The sequence below is a fragment of the Streptomyces sp. R33 genome (assembly GCF_041200175.1).
Taxonomy (GTDB): Bacteria; Actinomycetota; Actinomycetes; order Streptomycetales; family Streptomycetaceae; genus Streptomyces; species Streptomyces katrae_B.
In genome coordinates this window covers 8,664,131-8,685,573 of record NZ_CP165727.1, presented here as the reverse complement: position 1 = coordinate 8,685,573, position 21,443 = coordinate 8,664,131, and the positions used below count along the sequence as shown (strand labels likewise).

The window sequence follows — 21,443 nt, the reverse complement described above, 5'->3', positions numbered from 1 at the left end:
ACTCACCGACAAGCGGGGGCCAACAAGGTGACACAGACAAGGGAGCTCTACCTCAGCGTGGCGGACACGGCGGCAAAGCTGCTGGGCGCACCAGAGATCGCACTCCGCTGGCACCAGCCCTCGGCACTGGCGAAGCTCAGCGTCAAGGGGCTGGCGGGCCACCTGGCCGGTCAGGTCTTCTTCATTCCCGCGGTGCTGGCCGAGGCGGTCCCCTTCGAGCCCGCCATCTCGATCCACGAGTACTACGCGCGGGTGAGCTGGATCGGCTCGGACCTCGATACGCCGTTCAACCAGGGCATCCGTTCCGGCGGCGAGGAGGAGGCAGCTGACGGCCCCGCCGAGCTGGCAGCGAGGGTCGCGGGGTGTGTCGAGGAACTGCGCGGCACTCTGCCCACCGCGCCGCATCGCCTGGTCCGCCGCCCCAGCTGGGGGCCCTGGTCGATCACACTCGACGACTTCATCACCAGCCGGATCCTGGAGATCGTCGTCCACTCCGACGACCTTGCCTTCAGTGTCGGAATGCCGACGCCGGAGTTCCCCGCACAGGCCGTCGAGACGGTCGTGGACGTACTGTCGCGGATTGCGCTGCGACGGCACGGCGCGACCAACATCCTGCGCGCGCTGAGCCGCACCGAACGCGCACCGGCGTCCATTTCGGCACTGTAGGTCAGAGTTCGCCCGGCTGGCTCATGGCTTAGAAGTCATCTCATTTGGATGATTGGGTAGGCTGCCGGTCGTGGTGGGGATTGTTGAGCGGCTGGTGCCGGATGAGTTGTGGGTACTGTTCCAGCGGGTGGTGCCGGAGGCGCCGTCGCGGCCTCAGGGCGGCGGTCGGCGCCGGCATGGTGACCGGGAAGTGCTCGCCGCGATCGTGTTCGTCGCCACCTCGGGCTGCACCTGGCAGCAGCTGCCCGCGGCGTCGTTCGGGCCGTCGGGGGCGACAGCCCACCGGCGGTTCTCCGAGTGGAGCAAGGCCCGGGTGTGGGCCAGGCTCCACCGCCTGGTCCTTGACGAGCTCGGTGCCCGCGGCGAGCTGGACTGGTCGCGCTGCGCGATCGACTCGGTGAACATGCGGGCCCTGAAAAGGGGGACCTGACGGGTCCGAATCCTGTCGACAGGGGCAAGTTCGGATCGAAGATCCACTTGATCACCGAGCGGACCGGTCTGCCCCTGTCCGTCGGAATCTCTGGCGCGAACCTGCACGACAGTCAGGCCCTCGAGCCCCTCGTGCGTGGCATACCGCCCATCCATTCACGCCGCGGGCGCCGTCGGCGCAAGCCGGCCAAGCTCCACGCGCACAAGGGCTACGACTATGCCCACCTGCGGAAATGGTTACGTCAGCGCGGTATCAAGCACCGCATAGCCCGCCGTGGCATCGAGTCCTCGCTGCGACTGGGCCGTCACCGCTGGACCATCGAACGCACCATGGCCTGGCTCGCTGGCTGCCGCCGCCTCCACCGCCGCTACGAACGCATGGCCGAACACTTCCTCGCCTTCACCAGCATCGCCTGCACCCTCATCTGCTACCGCAGACTCGCCAAATGAGATGACCTCTAAAAGCGCGCTCGCAGCCGCCCCGAGCTGGCGTTGCCACCCGATCGGCAGCGGTCCCGATGCGCCGACCGGAGGGGTGCTTGACCCTGGCTTCATGGAGAACAAGCCCAGGGTGGTCGTGGAGCCGCCCGATAGGCGGGGGCTACGCCAGATCAGCGTCGGTGGCGAGACCGTGGGAAGCGCTTGGTCGCTTCAGGGGCTGCGGAGAACCCTCAAACACCTCGGGTACCCGAAAGATGTGGATGTGCATGACAGGGCATCCGTCTGCTGGCGAGGAGGGGGCAGTCAGACGTGGCCCGATCGCAGATGGCCGAGACGGATCACCGGCGCCATCCTGATCATCGGACTCCTTTGTTCGATGGTCCTACTCGTCCTCATTGGCTTGCCGGACGCATTCGGTGCAGTTACTTTTTCCCAACGAATTGCTGGCGGCATGTTCATTGCGGCCGGTGCGTTGGCGGGAGTGGCGGCGCTGGCGGTCCTCGACTTCTGGGGCAAACGTGAATCGAAATTCTCGGGAGCTGCGGTTTTGCTCGGGGTGCTCGTTACGCTGGGCACGACCTCACTACTTCTTTTCTTGTGGCTTGAGGAAAGGGAATACACTCGCTATCTCCTAGCCTTTCTCCCGCTCTGGTTCTGGTCCGCTTGGGCACTCCGACCCCTCCTGCGGGAGAAGGCGTGGAGGGGGATACCTCACCCGAAGCAACTTGCTGCTGGAGTAGCGGCCACGGCAGTTCTAGCCGCAGTCAATCTGTCCTACTCCGTCGTGTACCAACCCAGCTCTGCGCCTGCCCTTTTCGAACTAAAGACCCATTTCGGAACGCCAACCCAGGACACTAGTCACCAGATGCTCCAAATCCCACTGACCATTCATATGAAAAATATCGGGACGGTTCCCGTGTACACCCTCGGCGCCGATTTCAAGGTTTGGGGTGGGACGGCAGAATTCTCTGAAAGCCCCGAGGGCGGACTCAAAGCGCGAAAGGAAGCCGTCGCAGGAGATGCGGTCACCGCGGACCTCTACGCCGGGCCACACGAATGGCAGACCATAAGTGCCGGACAGGCCGCCGATCCAGGAGCCCCCTTCGAACCCGGCGAAGAATTCAATTACGAGGCGCTGATCCAATTGCCAAGGGGCGCTAAGTATGACTCACTGTGGGCCCATCTCGACATCACATTCATGAGGAAAGATCACGGAAAGATCGACAGCGAATTCGCCATTCCGTATTACTCGTGGGAAGGGGAATCGAAAGAGTGTCCACCTGAGGATTGCGGGGAGTTTGTCACTCACCGGGGCAGGCTGCGCCATAACAATAATCTCATCAACGTAACGCGTAGGCCAGTATACGTCAATACAGTCTGGGCGGTGAAGCCCGACGGCTCATACACGGATACGTACTTTTCATCCTCCCCTGATTTCATATCCTCAGATCCGGCCAGGGCGGCAAGGGAAACCGGTATGGAAGCTGAGAGGTACGGCGTTTTCTCGGGTTCCGCCGATGCGGTGCTGCCATTTTCGGCTCTCTTAAAGTCTGCGGCGAGGTAGCCCCCAATTCCACCCCACCGCCACTCCGTAGAACCTGGTGGCCTTCCTTGGCCTCGCAGCAGCCATCTGCTGTCACACACGCCTACTCAAACCCACTACATAGGGCACGGCCTTACTGAGCTTTTCGTTGATTCAGTGGGTGTGGTGGCGTTGTTGGTGGGAGGCTGTCGGGGTGTCCTACAGGTCTTCGTCTGGTGTATCCGGTTCTCCTGTTCCTCCTTTGAAGCGGCCTGAGTTGGCGGAAGCTCGCCGTGTTCATGCGGTCGAGTTGTTCGGGCAGGGCTGCTCGAACGCCGAGATCGCGGGGATGGTGGGGGTCCATGCGGAGAGTGTCCGAAGGTGGAGACGCGCGTGGGAGAACGGCGGGGCCCAAGCACTGAGGCGGCGGCCGGCACCCGGGCGCCGGCCGAAGCTGGACGACGCCCAGGTGGAACAGGTGCGGGCCGCGTTGGAGCGGGGTGCTCAGGCGCATGGGTTCGAGGCAGATCTGTGGACCTTGGAACGGGTTGGCCTGGTCGTCGAGCGGGTGACGGGCGCGTCGTTGTCGCGGGCGTCGGTCTGGCGCCTGCTGACCGGCCGGCTGGGGTGGAGCCTGCAACGGCCCGAGCGCCGGGCGGTGGAACGGGACGAGTCTGAGATCGCCCGCTGGATCGCGCACGAATGGCCGCGCATCAAAAAGGGGCGGTGAACACGCGTGCCTGGATCGTCTTCCTCGACGCGGGCTGGCAGCTGGCCCCGAGGGCGGCATCGCGGACCTGGAACAGGCGATGGGGCTGGTCCGCGGCACACCGTTCGACGGCCGGACCCTGCCCTGGGCCGACCCCGTTACCCAGGACATACTGTCGCGGATCACCGATACCGCCCACACCCTCGCCCGCTGGCACACCGACGGACCCGCCCCCGACCTCGACGCCGCCCGCCACACGATCCAGCAAGCCCTCGACATCGAGGAATCCTCCGAAGTCCTCTACCGCGACCTCCTCCACATCGAATGGGCCGCCGGCAACCAGGCCGCCATCCGCAAGACAATCGCCCGCCTGCAGCAGATGGCCCGCACCTACGAAATCACCCTCGACAGCCTCACCGAGGACACCATCAGCCTCGTCCTGTCCGGCCGCCCCACCCCCACCGTTAGCATCACAACAACCTGACAAGCAGCGCGGCAGAAATGGGTGTGGGCCCTGCAGAAAGTGCAGGGCCCTCGGGCGCGGGTTCGACTAGGGAGCGCCCCAGCATGGAGCAGGTGCGGCGTCGACTCGTTCCGGGGTTCTACATCGAGCTGCGGTTCCAAGCACCCCCGCAAGCGCGGGGTCGACTCGGGCATGAGGGCGCCGGCTTGGTCGAGGAGCGGACCATCCCCGCGGGCGCGGGGTCGATGGGGCGGCTGCCGGTGCAGCCGGCCGCTGGCTCGGACCATCCCCGCGGGCGCGGGGTCGACACTGACTGATCTGGGGTTTTGTCGGCCCAGGCGGCTGTTCTCGTTCAGTTGCTTCGAGGTGGAGAGGACCGGCCCCGACGTGGTGCCACCACGTTACCTCCCACTCTCAAGGACCGGAATCCGCTCCGTCGAATCCTGAAGCCAACCGGGCGGATCGTGTGCGTGCCGTTGCCGTAGTGCCCTGTCAGAAGCGCGGACCAGGGCCTTGCCTCGATCCGACCCACCGCGTGCCGGGCCGCCTCCACCGTGAGGCGTCATCAGCCGCGCCATGGCCTGCCTCGTCTCAGCCCGACTCGTCTACGTCGTGGGCCGCGGAAAACTGCAACTGAACCCCGTGTTCACCGCCTACCCGACGGCGCAGGATCGGCATGCGGCTCTGGCCGCTCTCGCTCCCGAGGACCGCCTCGACGCGAGCCACTTCGAGGACGAGTATGAGCGTCGCCTGGCCTTCTACATGGAAGAGTAGGCGCGCAGGAAAGCCGAACAGCGCAAGGGTCAGTCGGCATTGGGCACTTGCGCAGGGTGTGCTGATCCAGATCACTGCACACGAAGGGGCCGCATCCCCGTACGCGCCTTCGCGCATGAGACTTCCTTCATGGCATGACGGAACGGGAGTCGGGCGACAACAGACCTCCTGTCCATGATCTTGGGTACCGGAGAGCCCACCAAGAGCCAATCAGGCAGGTCTCATGGCCGTCGCGGAAGACGGAACTGGTGCGCATGCCGAGGGCAGGGGCGGTCATAGCGCCTTCTCCAGCACGGCTCGGAGGCCGTAGGTCAATGATCGAGTGTCAGGCGGCAGCCACAGCGAGAAGTTCGGGGACACCGGGAGCGTGCTGGTATGGCTGGAAGTCAGGCAGGAGTTCCTGTACGAGGTATTCGCATCGGGGTGCTCCGATGCGGCGGGCGAGCTGTAGCGCTTCGCTGGCCGCGTGGGCTGCCAGCTCGGGTTCCTTGAGTCCCAGGTGGCTTGCTGCCTGATAGGCGAGGAAGACTCCTCGGGTCTTGTCGCGCGCAGGTGGCAGGAGGGCTTGACCTTCGGCGATGAGCTGGTGGGCGCGGCGGGTGTCGCCGAGGTCGAGGAGAGCCTGGCCGGAGTCGACGGCGAGGTCGGCTTCGGACATCCACGCGCACCAGGCTGGCAAGGGGCGGCCAGAGGTGGCCCCGAGGTGGTGCTCGGCTGCTGCGAGGGCGCGCAGGGTTGCCCGCTTCTCGTTCTGGGCAGCGAGGGTGCGGGCGAGACGTAGGTGGAGGAGGGAGCGGGCGGCCGGGTGTTCGGTGCGGGTGAGGGCGTGTTGGAGGATCCCGGTTGCTGTGGTGTGGTCCTTGCGCCACGCGGCCTGGTAGGCGAGGTCGCCGAGCATGGCGGCGCCCAGGTCGGGGTCGTTGGTGGCGTGGGCGCTGTGGAGCCCGGCGATCCAGAGCTTGGTGGCGGCTGTGTGCTGGCCGTGGTCGAAGCGGGACCAGGCGACAGTCTGGGCGAGGAAGGCTGCCAGATTGTGGAGGCGCAAGCCGGTGGCCCGGTCATAGCGGCCATGGGCGATGAGGTCGGTGACCGTGGCCAGGTGGGCATCCACGAGGGCGGAGACGTGCTGACGTTGGTCGGTTGCCAGGCTGTTCAGCTGTCGGCTGGTGTTCTCCAGCAGGGTAACCATGTCGTCGCCGACGAGTTTGCCGCCCTCCATCTGCGCGGCGAGTGGGGTTCCTCGGCCGGTTGCCCAGGCTGCGGCCAGGGCGGTGATGGCGGTACCGGAGATGGTCAGGAAGGCACGGCGTTCCAGGCGTTCCATGGCAGTGATGAGGGCCTCTCGCAGGGCTGTGACGGTGCTGGATGGTCCGAAAGGGACGACTCCTCCGTCGCTGCCGGCGAGCCAGTTCGGCCAGTCGTCGGGGTCGACTAGCTCGACGGGCAGTTGCAGGGCTTCGGCGATGTAGACCTGTGTTTCTGCCTCCGGGGTGACCCCCAGGGCCTCCCATTTGCGGACCCGGTGTTTGTCGGTGCCCGAGCGCAGGCCACGGCGCTGCGCCGCCGCGCAGATGAGGTTCGCCAGGTCGACCCGGGTCTGTCCCTTGAGCGAGCGGCGATAGGCCAGTGGATGGGTGTGCTCAGTCACGTGGCCAGTCAAGCACTCTGCGTGGCCGGGCGGGGCCTGATCCGAAGGGCGGGACCCCCGGGGGACCCCCGCCGACCCGTCGCATCGTCCGTACGGCTGCCAGACACTCGATCTCCCAAGCGACTGCGTCAGCCGGCCTGATGGTGAGTTGGCTTTCTCGTCCTCGCTTCCCTGCGAAATGAATGGACACCCCATGCGATCCGCCACCGCTCGTCCGCCCACGCTGCCCCTGCTATCCGGCCAGTACCCGGTAGAAGCCGCCGGTGTGGCGGTGCTGCAGACCTCGCCGTACCTCTCGAGCGTCCGGCCCGGCACCGACCCGCTTCTGGTGTACCTGTCGGACACCGCCGGTCCCGGGGCCCCCACTGGCGGGCCTCCTCCGGATGGAACCGCGTTCGGGATCGTGGGGCTGGATCGGACGATCGTCTGGCAGGACGACCCCGAGATCCTCCAGCTCCTGCGGTACGCCGCCGGTGCCCCGCGGCCGACGGGTGCACTCGCGGCCCGGTTCGGGGCCCTCCGGGTGGCTACGGTCGTCGGCCGGGGGTGGCTGCAGGACCCCGCGGAGCTGTGCCGGGAGTACCGGCTCGTCTCGGGGGAGGTCGAGGTGACGGCCCACTGCAACTGGGGCTGCCTCTCCTGCCCGGTGGCCACCGATCCCAAGCCGCGCCGCACCATGCCGATGCCGTTGTTCAAGGAGATCATCGGCAAGCTCGCCGCGGCTGGCGTCGCGTACGTGACGTTCCAGTTCTTCAATGAGCCCACGTTGGACCGGTACTTCTCGGAGCGGCTGGAAGTTCTGGCCGGGCACGGGATGCCGCTGGCCCTGTACTCGAATGCCTCGGCACTGACCGCGGCGAAGATCGCCGACCTGAAGCGGACCGGGGTACTCAAGCACCTCATCGTGAATATCCCTTCCGTCAACGAGGCCGAGTTCGCGGAACTCACCGGGTCGCGAAGCTACCGCCACTGCTTGGGCAACACGGAGAAGGCCTTGGAGGCGGGGCTGCCCGTGCAGGTGGTCGTCAACGGGGTCGGTGAGCGGCTGGAGCGCAACCTCGCCGGGGTTGAGCGGCACTTCACGCGGCTGGGCGCTGAGGTGTATCCGAGCCTGACGTGCGACCGGGCTGGCGAGCTGGGCGGCGAATACGCCCAGGGCATCCGTGTGGAGGGTCGGCTGTCCGGCTGCGGCTGGCCGGTGCAGCACATAAACGTCTCCGTCGCCGGCGACCTGTTTCTGTGCTGCAACGACTACTACCAGCGCGAGGTCTTCGGGCATATCGGCGACGGCACGATCGACGAGCTGATGTCCGCCGAGCGGGCGGTTGTCCTGCGCCGGAAGGTCTTCGGTGTCGACGATGCCCCGGACGATTTCCTGTGCCGGCGTTGCCACAACCAGCAGTCCGACTTCCCTGGCCGGGACTTCCGGCCGATCGCGACCTTCGGATAGGAGGGGCTACCCATGCGTCGTCCGGTGCGGTTCTGGTACGTGGCTGGCCAACGGCTGTGCAACCTGGAGTGCGAGTACTGTGTGTCTATCGGCGACTGGGCCAAGAGTCGACGGCACGACTGGAAGAACCCCGAAGACCGACACACCTACGAACAGGTCGTGACGTGGATCGGGTCGCGCCCCTACCCCGTGAAGGTCCGGCTTGGCACTCTCGGCGAGCCGTTCGCGAGCCCGTTCTTCCTCGAACGCGCGGCCTGGCTGACCCTGCAGTTAGGCGTCGAGCACGTCGAGCTGCTCTCCAATGCGGTCCTGCTGCCGCGGCGGCTGCCCAAGCTGGAGGCGGCGGCGAACCTTGGCAAGCTTTCCCTGTGGTTGACGTGGCACGACGGCCAGGCGGACCTGGACCGGTTCATCAAGGCCGCCGCGTTCGCTCAGGAGGCATACGGGTGCTTCGTCGTCATCAACGCTCTGCTGTTCGAGGACAACATCGACGCCGTGGCCCGCGCGCGCGACGCCGCCCGCGCTGCCGGGCTCCGGTTCAATGTCGACCTCGGCTACGACCCCAGCGCTCCCGCTAAGAACCAGCGGGAGACTTCCGCGGCTGTCCCCGCGCTCAAGGCCGAAGGCGCCCTCGACACTCTGGCCGAGCTCGGCGGAAACCGAGCGCTGGCCGAAACTGCCCTGATCGGGCTGACCTCCTGCCAGGGAATGCTCTGCCGGGCCGGCTACGACGCGGTGTTCATCGACATCCACGGCCAGGTCTTCCGCTGCTCCAACTACTCCACCCAGGAGCACCCGCCGCTAGGCAGTGTTCTCACCCCTGAATTCGAACTGCCGCTGCGCGCGGAGCAGTGGGCGCCCTGCGCGGCAGCCGGCGGCTGCGGCAACAAGGAGGACTTCCTCAACCTCCAAATCGCCGCCCCGCTGCGTCCTGAGACGGTCCCCAGCCTCGGATGGACCGACGCCTGACCACCCCATGCCTCACGGAGGGAAACTTCTCGTGTTCATCAGCGACATGACCTGGCCCGACCTCACTCCAGGCCCCGGCGATCACGTCATCGTGCCGATCGGTACGCTCGAGCCGCACGGACCGCACCTGCCGCTCGGCTCCGACACGATGATCAGCGACCACTTCGCCCTCCGCCTCGCCGATGACATCGGCGGCCACATCGCACCGACCATCTCGTACGGCGTGGCCACCCCTACCCGGCGGGTCGGGGGCGCCTTCCCCGGCATCATCAACATCACCGGCAGCACCTTCACCACTCTGGTCACCGAGATCCTCGCCTGTCTGGCTCAGCACGGCTACCGCCGCGTGGTCCTTCTCAACTCAGCCATCGACAACCTCAGCTTCCTGTGCGAGGCAGCCCGCGAACTCACCAACCGCGCCCCCGATGTGCGGATCATGATTGTCAGCTGGTGGGACGTCGTCGGCGAGGACTTCCGCGACGCCCTCGCCGAGGAGACCGGCACCGCCCGCCGAGACGACCACCACGCCGGGATGGTCGAGTCCAGCCTGGTGATGCACATCAGCCCCCACACGATCCGCCCCGATCGGCTACCCGGCGACGGCGGCACCGAGCACCCGCGCCGGATCAGCTACCACGTCTACCCGCAGCCGGCCGACACGACCACCACCCGCGGCATCGTCTACACCGCCGCCCATTCCAGCGCCGAGCTCGGAAAGTACGTCGCCGACCAAGTCACCCGCGAACTCGCCAACGCCGTACGCCGCGAGTTCGCTGCGCCGATTCCCAGCTGACCCGAGCAGCCTGACCCCTCGGACCTCACAGAAGGAGAACCCTCATGCCGTCCTCCAACGACAACCTGTTCCTGTTCTCCCCGTCCGCTTCCTATCCCCGCCCGTTCGCCTGCGTCATCGACGACCAGGCCCGCCTCGTCCACGCCTGGTCCAGCCCTATCGGCCAGCCGGACATCGAGACCAGCCCGCCGACCTACCTGCGTGGCTGGAACCACGTCGAAGTCGGCCCCGACGGCAGCCTGTACGCAATGGTGCCGCTGCATGCCCTGCTCAAGCTCGCCCCGGACTCCACCCTCAACTGGCGGGCCGACCTCCCTGTCCACCACGACCTCGACATCGGCCGCACCGGCGAGATCCACGTCTTGACCGAGGAACCCCGGCCAGTCCCCTGCACCGGCGGCACCCACCTCCTGCTGGACAACTCCATCACCGTCCTCGGCGCGGACGGGCAACTACGCAACGCGTACTCCCTGTACGAGATCCTCACCACCACGCCCCAGCTGGAGATGCTGATCACCGGCGCGATCGACCAGCACCGCTCCGCCGGCCGGACCGCTAGCCCGGTCGCCCTCGCCCCTCGGCTGGAGGGAGCGGACGGCTGGACGCGGGGCCGCGGCGTCTCCCGCTTCCTGCGGTCCCGTCCCGGATCGCCCAGCGATATCCTCCACACCAACACCGTCGAGATCCTCACTATCGCCCACCCCGCCGGCCTGTGGGCAGCCGGAGATGTGCTGATCTCGCTGCGCAACCTCGACCTGATCGCCGTCATCGACCTCCGTGCCCGCGCAGTGCGATGGTGGTGGGGACCCGGCGAGCTGTCCGGCCAGCACCAGCCCTCAGCCCAGCCGGACGGCACCATCCTAGTTTTCGACAACGGCCGCGCCCGCGGCCGCTCCCGAGTCATGGAGATCGAGCCGCTCACCGGCACCATCCTCTGGCAGCACGAGCCCGGGCTGTTCTGCGAGATGGCCGGAGGCTGCGAGCGGCTCGCGAACGGCACTGTTCTTATCAGCGACGCCCAGGCAGGGCGGGCCCTGATCATCGACCGCGACGGCTGTGAGCGGTGGAGTATGCAGGTCTCCACCAGCGCCCCGGCGGCCAGCCGATCCCGGGCGGAGTTCTACCGCCTTTCGGCGATCCCCCCTTCCGCCGCCCGCTTCCTCGGCGCCGGCGACCGCCCGGCCCGCGCCCTGGCCGAGTCCCGCGTCAGCTACCGCCTCGGCCAAACCGGACGGAGTGCCCAGTGATCAGCGTGATCATCCCAACCCGGGACCGCCCGGGCCCACTGCACCGCGCTCTACGCAGCCTCGCCCGCCAGACCTACCGCCGCTTCGAGGTCGTGATCGTCCGCGACGGCGGCGCCCCCATCGAGCAAGTCGTGGGTCGCTGGCAGCGCGAGATGCCCATCACCCTCATCGACACCGGCAACCGACACGGCGTCTCCCACGCCCGCAACCTCGCACTGGCAGCGGCCCATGGCGACCACGTCGCATTCCTCGACGACGATGATGTCTTCCTTCCCCACCACCTCCAGGCCGCCGTCGACGCCCTGCGCACCGGTCGTGCAGACGCCGTCTATGGCCAGGCACTCATCAGCCCCACCTGGATCGAGGACCTGCCCCGGAGCCCGGGCGGCCTCCCAAGGAAGGACTACGCCTTCGACCCGGTGTTCCTCGGCATCGCCAACACCATCCACACCGGCTCCCTCGTCACCCGCAACCCCGCTTCCACCCGGGTCCGCTTCGACGAGACCATGCACCACTGCGAGGACTGGGACTTCCTCCTCGCGCTCCACCACACCGCCGGCTACCAACTCGCCAGCCTCGACGACGTCACCTGCGTCTACCACCAAGTCCCCCGACCCGGAGCGGTCACTACCGCCTACCAGACCAGCCCAACCCCCTTCACCCGCGCCCGGGCCACCGTCTACAGGCGCTGGCCCGTGACGGAAGATCGGGCCGAGGCATACCGCGAGTGGTTCCGCAGCTTCGATCAGCGCCTGGACACCCGCATCGCCCTGGGCCTGCCCGTCCCCCTCTACGTCTACGAGCGGGCTGTCCGCGGCCTGCACACCGCGTTTACCGCACGCCGCGGACCGGATCCTGCCCTCCTCGACCGCCTGTTACCCAGCACCGCCGCGTCCTGGCCCGTACAGAGTTCCGACACCGTTCCTATCTCGGCGCTGACGGGAGGAGAGCATGCCGCCCACTGACGCACCGTACGACGGATTCGCCGACACCTTTGCCCGCGAGGCAGCTGCCAGTGCTTACAACGCCCATTACGACCGGCCCACCGTCCTCCAATTTCTGGGCGACGTGAACGGGCTGCGCGTCCTCGATGCCGGCTGCGGCCCCGGCCTATACCTCGCGGAACTCGCCGTCCGCGGCGCCGACCTGGTCGGCATCGACCAGAGCGCGGATATGGTCCGCCTCGCCCGCGACCGCCTCGGCCAGCACGCCGAGATCCGGCAGCACGACCTCGACGAGCCCCTAACCTGGGTCGCGGATGCAACCTTCGACATCGTCCTGCTGACTCTGGTCATCCACTACACCCGCAACCGCGTCCGCACGCTGACCGAACTCACTCGCGTCCTGCGACCCGGCGGCCGGATTGTCATCTCTACCAGCCACCCCACCGCCGACTGGCTCTCCGGCGGCGGCAGCTATTTCGACGCCCGGTACGTCGAGGAAGCGTGGTCTGACGGCATGACCCACCGCTACTGGCGCCAGCCCCTGCAGGCGTGGGTCGACGAATTCACTACGGCCGGCCTCTTGGTCGAGCGCCTCGTCGAGCACCGACCCGCCGCCTCAATGCGCCGACATGACCCGACCGCATACGAGAAACTGACTCACCAGCCCGGGTTCATCGCTTTCCAACTGGTCAAGAAGCCGGGTGCCTCGTAGGCTCCGCCCGCCCCCCTCCGCCCGTTCCGCTGCATCCGATACCGGAGAACCGCAAATGCCAACCCGCCCGACTCTCGTCGTGGTCAGCGGCCCGCCCGCTACTGGCAAGACCACCCTTGCCCACATCCTCGCCCATGAGCTGGGCTGCCCCGCGATCATCCGCGACGAAATCAAACAGGGCATGGTCATCAACGTGCCCGACCACCAGGCAAACGGCGACGACACACTCAACATCCCCACCATGGCAGCCTTCTTCAGGACCATCACCGTACTCCTCGAGGCGGGCGTCACTCTCGTCGCTGAGGCCGCATTCCAGGACCGGCTCTGGCGCCCTGGCCTCGAACCGCTCATGAACATCGCCGACCTCCGAATCGTCCGCTGCACCACCGCCGCCCCAACCATCGTCGAACGCATCACCGAACGCGCCCGCACCGACAGCCACCGAACCGCCCATGGCGACCACGCGCTACTCGCCGACATCGCCACCGGCACCTACAGCCCAGACCACTTCGTCCCCATCTCCCTTGATGCGCCCACCCTGCTCGTGGACACATCCGACGGATACCAGCCGAGCACGAAGGAAATCACCGCCTTTATCCAGACAGCCTGACCGCCGGCTGGCATACCGCGCCGTCGACAGCAGGGCTGCCCTTCGCCGCGGCCGCGAAATACAGTCCTGCCGAAGATCACCTGTGGCACAGTCCGCGCGGGCGGTGCCGGGCGGCCCGCCGCTTCCGTGGTCAGTGCCCTGCCGGGGAACTCTCCATATCAGCGGTCCCCGGATAGCTCACCAGCCCTGGCACGGCCGCGCCTCGCTTCCGTCGACCGGTGAGCACGCTGCCAGGCACCAGGCATGCTGTCCCGTCTCAAATGATCTGGTCCGGATCCAGGGCCGTGACCTGCGGCGATCAGATCAACTGAGACGCCAGGCCGCCGGCAATCTCAAGCGATCTGGTCCTAGAAGCCTGACTGTTGGGTTTTATCTCAGTTGATCTGGTCCATCCCTGATGTCCCGGCGCCCGGCGTGTGCGGACCCGAGGCCAGTGACTTGGGAATCCGCAGCTGGGATTCTCGCAGTAGACAGCGACGTCAGGCTTGGCGGGCAGAGGCTGTGAAACGGTCGGCGAGCGCGATGACGAGGTCTCGGAGTTCGTCCGGTCGCTCGATGACGAACGGCCGGTCGAGCGAGGCGAGTACAGGAGGCAACCAGTCGAGCCGCTCTGCCCGCAATTCAACGTGGATCCAACGCTCGGTGTGCGGATCGGTGTCTTCCACGGGCGCGGGCTCCTCCAGGCTCGCGACGCTGGCGGGAAGGCGGGCGCGGATCTGTTCGACCGTCCCGTGGATCCGCAGGGTCACTTCGTGCTGGTACGCGGCCTTGGCGAGCCCTGACAGGACGCGCTGTGCCGGATCGAGTCCGGCGGGCGGCTCGAAGGAGCCGGGCAGGGTCCTCGCGTCCGCGATGCGATCGAGCCGGAATGTCCGGTCCTGGCCGATCCCGGGATCGGTGCCCGTGACGTACCACCGGCCCGCATGGGTGACGATCCCGTACGGGTGCAGCGTGCGTTCGCTTCGTCGGCCGTCTCGGGTGGTGTACCTGATCGAGATCGGGCGGCGATGGCGTACCGCATCGGCAATGGCGAGCAGGATCCCGGTCTCCGGGGTGGCCAACTCGCCAGGCGGAGTCGTGAAGGCGAGGGATTCCATGACAGCGTCGAGCCGACGGGCCAGCCTCTCGGGCAGAGCCCGGCGGATCTTGGCCGCTGCCGTCTCACCCGCGGTCTCGGTCGCCGTCAGCAACCCCGTCCTGCGGCCGGCGACGAGCCCGAGCAGCACGGCGAGCGCCTCGTCATCGTTGAGCATGAGCGGAGGCAAGCGGTACCCGGGGGCGAGCCGGTACCCGCCATAACGGCCACGGACCGCCTCAACGGGGATGTCGAGATCGACCAGGTGGCCCACATACCGCCGCACGGTGCGCCCGTCGACGCCGAGCCGGTCGGCGAGTTCGGTCACCGTTCTGATGCCGCCCGACTGCAGGAGTTCCAGGAGAGCGAGCACGCGGCCAGTAGGTCGAGCCATGTCCACCAGCCTAGCGCTGATACCGGACCGATTCTGTCCACTATTTGCTCTAGCGTCCGAAGCGCAACGGCTCCACCAACCCCGAGGAGAGCACCATGGACTTCGTTTCGACCCGGATCATCACAGGCAACGTCGCGCGCCTCGTCGACTTCTACGAGCGAGCCACCGGAGTGCGGGCGGACTGGTCCACCGAGGACTTCGCCGAACTGCGAACCGCCAGCGGGACCCTCGCGATCGGCAGCACCCGCACCGTGGCACTGTTCGCACCCGGCTCCGCCCGTCCGGCCGACAACAACACCGTGATCATCGAATTCCTCGTCGCCGACGTGGACGACGTGCACCGGAACCTGGCCGATTTCGTCGCCGACTTCGTGACCGAGCCCACCACGATGCCCTGGGGCAACCGGTCCCTCCTGCTCCGTGACCCCGACGGCAACCTCGTCAACTTCTTCACCCCCGTCACGCCGGCGGCCATCGAGAAGTTCGCTCGCTGACATAGCGCGGCCCCCTGGCGGGGCCAGTCCCGGCGGCACGCTCGATAGGGACCAAATCATCTGAGACGCCGAGCATCGGACCAGGTCAAATGAGCCGGACACATGCACCGATGTAGGGGGTTGGTGACTTTGGAAGATCGGTCATGACCGATGACCGATGGAGGTCGGATCGGTCACCGGTCATCCTGACATCGGTCATCGGTCATCGGTCAAACCGCAGGTCAACGGGGTGCGGCTGTTGGACCGGTCACGGCGGAAACAGCCGAGCACGACGACATGCCGGGCCTCGCCCACACGGGGCTCGCGGCGAATGGGGCTCCGGACTCGGCGTGCTGGTGACTCGCACCGGTGAGGTGATAGGCGGTCACTCACCGATTTAGTCACCGGATAGGTCACCGAATCAGTCACCAGTCGCGCCGTCACCAGCGCCGGTCAGGCGGTGACCGGTCACGAGTTCAGCAGTCGTCGGCCACCGGTCGCGGAGGCATCGGTCACGCCGGGGGCGGTCAGCCTCAGACCGAGCGGAGGTGAGACCGCCCCTGCTGCCGGCGCTGCTCGGTGAGGTGCTTGCCAGCGTCGATCACGCGGCGCTGACCTGTCTTAGGGGATACCCCCAGGCGGCGGCCCACTTCGGCTCCGGAGAGTTTCACGCCGGTCTCCTCGGCCTCGGTGAGCCAGGCGGCGACGGTGAGGATCTGCTGCTGGACCGGATCCAGGACAGGCTCCTCGGTCTCCTGCTGCGGCAGCCGAGCAGCGGTCGCTCCGGTGTCGGTGACCGTTGCCTCCCAGCGCTCGGTCTCCCCTGCAGGCGCCGGGACCGGATCGGTCAGCACGTCAGGAGACATCTGCTCACGTCGTGCGGCAGGCAGCCGGTCACCGGCCGACGCCAATGGCGCCGGTACCTGACCGGACAACGGGGCCTGCACGGCGGGCGCATGAACGTCGCCTCGGGCCGAGAAGGGTTCAAAGAAAGGATCGGGTTCGCCACGGTGACCGGTCACCGAATCGTCACCGGTCACAGCCGTCGGGCTTCCGGGGAACCGGGCGAGTAGCTCCTCCACCTGTGTCGCGGGCAGCGGCCCACCGGTCACCGGGTCCACCAGCCCGTACGCCTCGGCCAGGTGCACGACGAAAGCGGCAGCATCAGGGGCAGCGCCGGTGCGCGCCGCGTACGAGCGGCATGCCTCCCAGAGCTCCGCCTCCGTCATACGGGCCGGCTCGGCGGCCACCGGAACGGCCGGCTGCGCCGGGGGCAGCGCTCCGGGGAATTCAGGACCATAGGGATGATCCTGACCGAACTCGTCAGGTGCGGGGCCGACGTCCGGCTGCAGCCCGTGGGCGAGGCTCTCACCCATATCCGCGGACCTCTCCAAGGCCTGCTCCCCCAATACGGCTGGTGCCCCGAGCGGAACGCCCTGCGGTGCATCGGCCCGCTCCACCGCCAGGTGTTCGGCCGTTGTCGGCGCCGGGGGCAGCAGCGCCGGGTCGATGCCCGCCGCCGCCAGGCCTTCCGGGGCCGTCTGGGAGAGGGGGACGCCGATCCGGGCCAGCCGGAGCGGCATCAGCGCCTCCACCGGGGCCTTGCGGCGCCAGGCCCGCCCGTACCGGGCCTGAAGCCGCGCCTGGTAGATCAGCCGGTCCTGCTCCATGCCGACCGCCTGCTCGTACGACCGCAGCTCCCACAGCTTCATCCGGCGCCACAGCTTGAACGTCGGGACGGGGGAGAGGAGCCAGCGCGTGATGCGCACGCCCTCCATGTGCCGGTCCGCCGTGATGTCCGCGATCCGGCCCACCGCGTGCCGGGCCGCCTCCACCGTGACCACGAACAGGATCGGGATCACGGCGTGCATGCCCACGCCCAGCGGGTCCGGCCAGGCCGCCGCGCCGTTGAACGCGATCGTCGCCGCGGTCAGCAGCCACGCCGTCTGGCGCAGCAGCGGGAACGGGATCCGGATCCACGTCAGGAGCAGGTCCAGCGCCAGCAGCACGCAGATGCCCGCGTCGATGCCGATCGGGAACACCAGCGAGAAGCTCCCGAACCCCTTCTGCAGGGCGAGCGCGCGGACCGCGGCGTACGAACCGGCGAAACCGATCCCCGCGATGACCACGGCTCCTGCGACCACGACGCCGATGAGTATCCGGTGCGTACGAGTCAGCTGCATGCGAGTAGGGCCGCCTCTCTGCCGGTCGGATCTGCATGCTGATCACGATCACCGTCTCACGAACGGCTGACAGGTGGACCAGATTCCGAGCCCAGAGCGTTTTCTATGCAGACCGGACGCCCGAACTCTGTCGGCAAGGGCTCCGCGAGCGGCTCGCATAACTCGGTTGCCGCTGTGCAGGGTTCCGCGCAGGATGCGCTGACTCGATCCCCGATGAGCGGTTCACCCTCGAGCGCGGGCGGAAGATGTACCGAAGGATCCGACGTGGCTTGCTCGCCAGCAATACGATCGAGCTGCAGCAGCGGACCCTCTCTGGCATCGCCCGGCAGAGCCCGCCGCTCCAGAGCCAAGCAGCCTTGCAGAGGGGAAGCCTTTGCCCCGTTTTAGCTTGGCGCTTCAGTTCGCCGTTGACTGCTTCATCTGGTCATCCCTGCTGGAGCCTTCAGCATGGCGAACCGGCTCCTGAGCAGTCACTCATGGGCCTGCGAACCTTTCTGCCTCGAATGCCGACTGTCCCGGTGAGTCGTGGCGCGAGACAGGGAGGCGCGGTGGGCGGGGACGGGCGTCGCGACGGGCTATTGGCAGTGCGCTGCCAGCTCGGGGAGCGGGAAGCACTTCGCGATCTGGTGCGGGTCTGGCAAAGCCCGCTATGGCGCTACATGCAGGGCGTGGTCGGCGTGGGTCACCGTGGTACGCAGGCTGTCACGGCTGCGGCAGCCGGAGCGGTTCGCCCCGTGGCTGTTCACCATCGCTCGCCGCACGGTGGCCAGCCACCTGCGGCAGGTGTACCAGGCTTCGGAGTCGTCCGTGGAGGAGGCGGGTGCCGTCGTCGATGACGATGACTCTCTCAGCGGCGTGCTGACCACGATGCAGGTGGAAGCGGGGCGGGGCGCGGATCCTCACCGGTGACTCACCGGCCGCGCCGTTGCCCGGCTGTGATGCCACGCTGGGTGCATCGGTGATCAGGCTGGTGGCATCGGTGCCGTTGTGTAGGGCGTGACGATGCTCCCGAACATGCGAGCCCCGCCATGGGTGGTGGGGCTCGCATGTTCTCGTACAGGCCTGGACCGTCTGCACGAGGAAGGGCACCCAGTTGCGTGAACTGAGAGGTGCGCTGAGCCATGAGCGTATGCGGAACGAGCCCGAGGCCGCCACAAGCCCGCTTGCACGACGTCAACGGGTTCGCCCTGGATGTGGTGGTGCACGGTGGCGCTTGAGCCAATCCTGTGGGCTTTGCATGACAGCCCCGTGAACAGTACGACGGACCGGATGCTGCTGGCCGGCCTGGCAGAGAAAGCGGATCCGGACGGTACCAATGCCTTCCCGTCCCGGCGGACGCTGGCCCGGATCGCGCTCTGCGACGTCAAGACCGTGCAGCGGCGTCTGGCCTGGCTTGCCGAGCGGGGTGTGATCACGCTGGGAGACCAGGAAGCCGCCCGATACATCCCCGCGCACGCCCGCCCCAAGGTCTACGACCTGCAGATCCCGGCATCCTGGTACGGACCTGAAAGGCTGGCACGGGTCAACGAGGACCGGGCACACCGCGGCCTGCCCCCACTCACACAGCACACCCGCCCCACGCTGCCGCCGGCACCGCCGCGAACAGAGCGCAGCGACAAGGGAAGGCCGCGCCAGAAAGGAGGGGACTCTCAGTCCCCTCCCGCGAAACCCCTCGAATCCGGCGGACGGGGGGACTCTGAGTCCCGGGGAAGGGGGGACTGTCAATCCCCGCAGGGGGGACTGGCAGTCCCCCAACCCTCCCCTATAACCCTCCCCTCTCCAGAAACCCCGATAGCGCCTGCGGCGCGTAGCGCCGATGACGCCCGCAGGGCCACTACAGGTAGTAGGCCGCGTAGAGCCGCCGGCTGCGCCGCGTCCCCGGGCGCTGGCGCGCCCATCCCGGCAGCCAGGTCGCGGAAGAGGACCCGGCTGCGGATGTCTCCGGGACTGGCCGACTCGGTCAGAGCCGTTGAGGCGGGATGGCCGCGGGAGCTGGCAGCTCTGCTGCCGCCCCACCTCCCGGCCGTGCTGCGTGAGGCGATCCTGCACGCCCTGGACGCAGGACGGACCCCCCCGCAGCTACTCGAGCGGATCCAACGCCGTTGGTGGACACACGGCTACGCCCGTGATCTGGCCGAAGGAGAGCTCTCCTCCCCCGTCGGGGTCGCCGTGGGGTTGGTGCGCCCGTCCACGGACTGCCCTGACCCGATGTGCGAGGACGGAGTGACTCTGCACCTGGAGGACGCATGCCCCAAGTGCGCAGAACGCCGGGCGGACCGCCGACGAGGCCCAGTGCCTGCGCAACGGGAGAACGCCCCTGAGCTCCGGTGGTGGGAATGCGAGGGCAAGGACTGCTCGGCGGCTGGCAAGGGACCACGACCCGACGACGGGCTGTGCCGGCAGTGCCGGGACCGGGCGGAGCAGACTGAGATCCGGCGCGCGACGCCAGGACTCGTCGCCGAGGCCGAGGCAGCACGGGAAGCCGAACGGCTACGACCGGCAATCCGGTGGGAACGCATGCTCGATGAAGCCCATGCCGAGCAGGCCGAGCGGTCCCGCTCAGCGCAGGACCAGACCAAAGCCGAACAACGCGCCGCCGCCGAGGCCGCGGAAGTACGCCGACTACGCGAACAACTCATACGGGAGCACCCCGAACTCGCGGCCTACGCCCAACAACAGACATGACCGCCACAACCCCGAACACGCTGCTGGCGCATGGACTACGTCACACCCTAATAGGACTCCGTTAGGTCTGCCGGTTCGGGTTGTTCGTGGGCGGGCATGTCGGATGTATGGATGCACGCGAAGTGGAGCGTGTACGAGTTGAGTTGGCGTCGTATGTGGCTGACGTGTTCGTCTCTCTGAGGCGCAAGGACCAGCGGGCCAAGAGGGCTGTTACCTGCGTGGCCTGATGCTGGACGGTCGCCGAAAGTCGATCCAGGCCATGGCCGCTCGGCTGCCGGACGGCAACGAGCACAACCTGTAGCAGTTCGTGAACCAGTCCACCTGGGATCCGGTGCCGGTGCAGCGTCGGATCTGTGAACGCGTGCTGCCGCTCATCGCCCCGTCGGCCTGGGTAATCGATGACGTGTCGCTGCCGAAGGACGGAAGAATGTCGGCCGGGGTGGCCCCCAGTACTGCGGGGCCCTGGGTAAACGCGCCAACTGCCAGGTCGCGGTCAGCGTTCACGCCGCGACCGACAGCGCCTCTTGCCCGCTGCTATGGAGGCTGTTCCTGCCTCGTTCATGGGAAACAGACGACGACCGCAGGACGTCCATCCATACGCATTCCGTCCGAGGTCGCGCACCGCGAGAAATGGCGGTTGGCCTTGGACATGCTCGACACGCTGGCCGAGTGGGGCATGAGGCCACCGGTCGTCGTGGCCAACGCTGCCTACGGCACCTATGCACACCTGCGGGCCGCCCTCACCGACCGGGGAATCCACTAAGGCGGGAGGGGGCCGTGTTCAGCAAACTTGCGGTAAAGGTCCATCTCCTCGGAGGTGAGTTCTCTGGGCCGGTCGCGGTCCTGCGGGCGCTGCAGTGCGGCTGTTTCCATGTCGCTGCTCTCTCGTTCGCATCCGTCGCGACCGCGATGCTAGAAGACTCCCGGCCGCTGCGGGGCACAAGGAACCTGTATCGGACACGCTTCTCCGGCGGGGACGGCGTTCCGGTGAGGGCATCAAATCCGGCCCTCGGGCGGGCATTTGGCGGGCAGAGCAGGGCGACCGAGCGGACGGCGGCCCTCCGGACGGTTGGCCGGGATCCGCACAGAAAGCGGCTGAAAATTTCTGAAAGAGCTTGCTGTCATCTTTCCGACAGTCCAGAAGACGACGGTCGGACCCGGTTGGCGGCGGCGATCCGCTCCCCGATGCTGAACGAGGTTCTCCGATCCCGGGACGTGCCGCACAGGAAAGGCGCACCGACGTGAAGCTCAGACGA

19 protein-coding genes and 2 pseudogenes are annotated in these 21,443 nt (G+C 67.5%); 18 read left to right on the top strand and 3 right to left on the bottom strand.

Going from position 1 to position 21,443, the window contains the following annotated elements; all coding sequences use genetic code 11:
* The first annotated feature begins 27 nt into the window (after positions 1 to 27).
* From AB5J51_RS40180 to AB5J51_RS40155, 6 genes are all read left to right on the top strand, one after another.
* Positions 28 to 666, top strand: a complete 639-nt coding sequence (locus tag AB5J51_RS40180; RefSeq protein WP_136227467.1) for a maleylpyruvate isomerase N-terminal domain-containing protein — start codon at positions 28 to 30, stop codon at positions 664 to 666.
* A gap of 79 nt (positions 667 to 745) precedes the next feature.
* Positions 746 to 1,545 (top strand): IS5 family transposase gene (locus tag AB5J51_RS40175; protein ID WP_369780406.1). Its coding sequence is split into 2 segments (ribosomal slippage): positions 746 to 1,085 and positions 1,085 to 1,545, totalling 801 coding nucleotides; the frame shifts between segments, so codons are not numbered across the junction.
* 103 nt (positions 1,546 to 1,648) lie between these two features.
* The gene (locus AB5J51_RS40170; RefSeq protein WP_369780153.1) at positions 1,649 to 3,100 is read left to right on the top strand and encodes a hypothetical protein; all 1,452 of its coding nucleotides are present in this window, start codon (positions 1,649 to 1,651) and stop codon (positions 3,098 to 3,100) included.
* A 139-nt stretch (positions 3,101 to 3,239) separates the two neighbouring features.
* Entirely contained in the window at positions 3,240 to 3,788 is a 549-nt protein-coding gene (locus tag AB5J51_RS40165) for a winged helix-turn-helix domain-containing protein (RefSeq protein WP_369780405.1), read from the top strand.
* 79 nt (positions 3,789 to 3,867) lie between these two features.
* Positions 3,868 to 4,251: a hypothetical protein gene (locus AB5J51_RS40160; RefSeq protein WP_369780152.1), complete on the top strand. Its 384-nt coding sequence runs from the start codon at positions 3,868 to 3,870 to the stop codon at positions 4,249 to 4,251.
* Between the two features lie 555 nt (positions 4,252 to 4,806).
* A complete protein-coding gene (locus tag AB5J51_RS40155) occupies positions 4,807 to 5,004 on the top strand; it encodes a hypothetical protein (RefSeq protein ID WP_369780151.1) in 198 nt (65 codons plus the stop codon).
* 325 nt (positions 5,005 to 5,329) lie between these two features.
* On the opposite strand, the gene AB5J51_RS40150 is transcribed toward AB5J51_RS40155, so the two are convergent.
* Positions 5,330 to 6,652, bottom strand: a complete 1,323-nt coding sequence (locus AB5J51_RS40150) for an XRE family transcriptional regulator (RefSeq protein WP_369780150.1) — start codon at positions 6,650 to 6,652, stop codon at positions 5,330 to 5,332.
* 148 nt (positions 6,653 to 6,800) lie between these two features.
* Here AB5J51_RS40150 and AB5J51_RS40145 point away from each other — a divergent pair, with 148 nt between their 5' ends.
* Genes AB5J51_RS40145 through AB5J51_RS40115 form a run of 7 tightly spaced genes read left to right on the top strand, consistent with a single transcriptional unit; the run spans position 6,801 to position 13,377 of the window.
* Positions 6,801 to 8,102, top strand: a complete 1,302-nt coding sequence (locus AB5J51_RS40145) for a radical SAM/SPASM domain-containing protein (RefSeq protein ID WP_369780149.1) — start codon at positions 6,801 to 6,803, stop codon at positions 8,100 to 8,102.
* Positions 8,103 to 8,114: 12 nt separating this feature from the next.
* Entirely contained in the window at positions 8,115 to 9,071 is a 957-nt protein-coding gene (locus tag AB5J51_RS40140; RefSeq protein ID WP_369780148.1) for a hypothetical protein, read from the top strand.
* A 31-nt stretch (positions 9,072 to 9,102) separates the two neighbouring features.
* Entirely contained in the window at positions 9,103 to 9,864 is a 762-nt protein-coding gene (locus AB5J51_RS40135; RefSeq protein WP_369780147.1) for a creatininase family protein, read from the top strand.
* Between the two features lie 44 nt (positions 9,865 to 9,908).
* On the top strand, positions 9,909 to 11,111 hold the full coding sequence (locus AB5J51_RS40130) for an arylsulfotransferase family protein (RefSeq protein ID WP_369780146.1): 1,203 nt from the start codon (positions 9,909 to 9,911) through the stop codon (positions 11,109 to 11,111).
* A gap of 5 nt (positions 11,112 to 11,116) precedes the next feature.
* Entirely contained in the window at positions 11,117 to 12,076 is a 960-nt protein-coding gene (locus tag AB5J51_RS40125) for a glycosyltransferase family 2 protein (RefSeq protein ID WP_369780145.1), read from the top strand.
* Positions 12,063 to 12,767, top strand: a complete 705-nt coding sequence (locus tag AB5J51_RS40120) for a class I SAM-dependent methyltransferase (protein WP_369780144.1) — start codon at positions 12,063 to 12,065, stop codon at positions 12,765 to 12,767. The genes AB5J51_RS40125 and AB5J51_RS40120 overlap by 14 nt, the downstream gene beginning before the upstream one ends.
* 55 nt (positions 12,768 to 12,822) lie before the next feature.
* Positions 12,823 to 13,377 (top strand): AAA family ATPase, encoded by a 555-nt coding sequence (locus tag AB5J51_RS40115; RefSeq protein WP_369780143.1) that lies wholly within the window; start codon positions 12,823 to 12,825, stop codon positions 13,375 to 13,377.
* Between the two features lie 479 nt (positions 13,378 to 13,856).
* Here the strand turns inward: AB5J51_RS40115 and AB5J51_RS40110 are convergent, their stop codons facing one another.
* A complete protein-coding gene (locus tag AB5J51_RS40110; protein ID WP_369780142.1) occupies positions 13,857 to 14,846 on the bottom strand; it encodes a helix-turn-helix transcriptional regulator in 990 nt (329 codons plus the stop codon).
* A 95-nt stretch (positions 14,847 to 14,941) separates the two neighbouring features.
* Between AB5J51_RS40110 and AB5J51_RS40105 the strand changes: the two genes are divergently transcribed.
* On the top strand, positions 14,942 to 15,340 hold the full coding sequence (locus AB5J51_RS40105) for a VOC family protein (protein WP_369780141.1): 399 nt from the start codon (positions 14,942 to 14,944) through the stop codon (positions 15,338 to 15,340).
* Positions 15,341 to 15,852: 512 nt separating this feature from the next.
* On the opposite strand, the gene AB5J51_RS40100 is transcribed toward AB5J51_RS40105, so the two are convergent.
* A complete protein-coding gene (locus AB5J51_RS40100) occupies positions 15,853 to 17,502 on the bottom strand; it encodes a DUF2637 domain-containing protein (protein ID WP_369780140.1) in 1,650 nt (549 codons plus the stop codon).
* A 1,191-nt stretch (positions 17,503 to 18,693) separates the two neighbouring features.
* Here AB5J51_RS40100 and AB5J51_RS40095 point away from each other — a divergent pair.
* The 4 genes and pseudogenes from AB5J51_RS40095 to AB5J51_RS40080 all read left to right on the top strand — a co-directional run.
* Positions 18,694 to 18,900 (top strand): annotated as a pseudogene (locus tag AB5J51_RS40095) (helix-turn-helix domain-containing protein); the annotation flags it as partial.
* A 1,119-nt stretch (positions 18,901 to 20,019) separates the two neighbouring features.
* The gene (locus AB5J51_RS40090; RefSeq protein WP_369780421.1) at positions 20,020 to 20,187 is read left to right on the top strand and encodes a hypothetical protein; all 168 of its coding nucleotides are present in this window, start codon (positions 20,020 to 20,022) and stop codon (positions 20,185 to 20,187) included.
* A gap of 107 nt (positions 20,188 to 20,294) precedes the next feature.
* Positions 20,295 to 20,944: pseudogene (locus AB5J51_RS40085) on the top strand (IS701 family transposase); the annotation flags it as partial.
* Positions 20,945 to 20,964: 20 nt separating this feature from the next.
* On the top strand, positions 20,965 to 21,432 hold the full coding sequence (locus tag AB5J51_RS40080) for a hypothetical protein (RefSeq protein ID WP_369780139.1): 468 nt from the start codon (positions 20,965 to 20,967) through the stop codon (positions 21,430 to 21,432).
* The last annotated feature ends 11 nt before the right edge of the window (positions 21,433 to 21,443 follow it).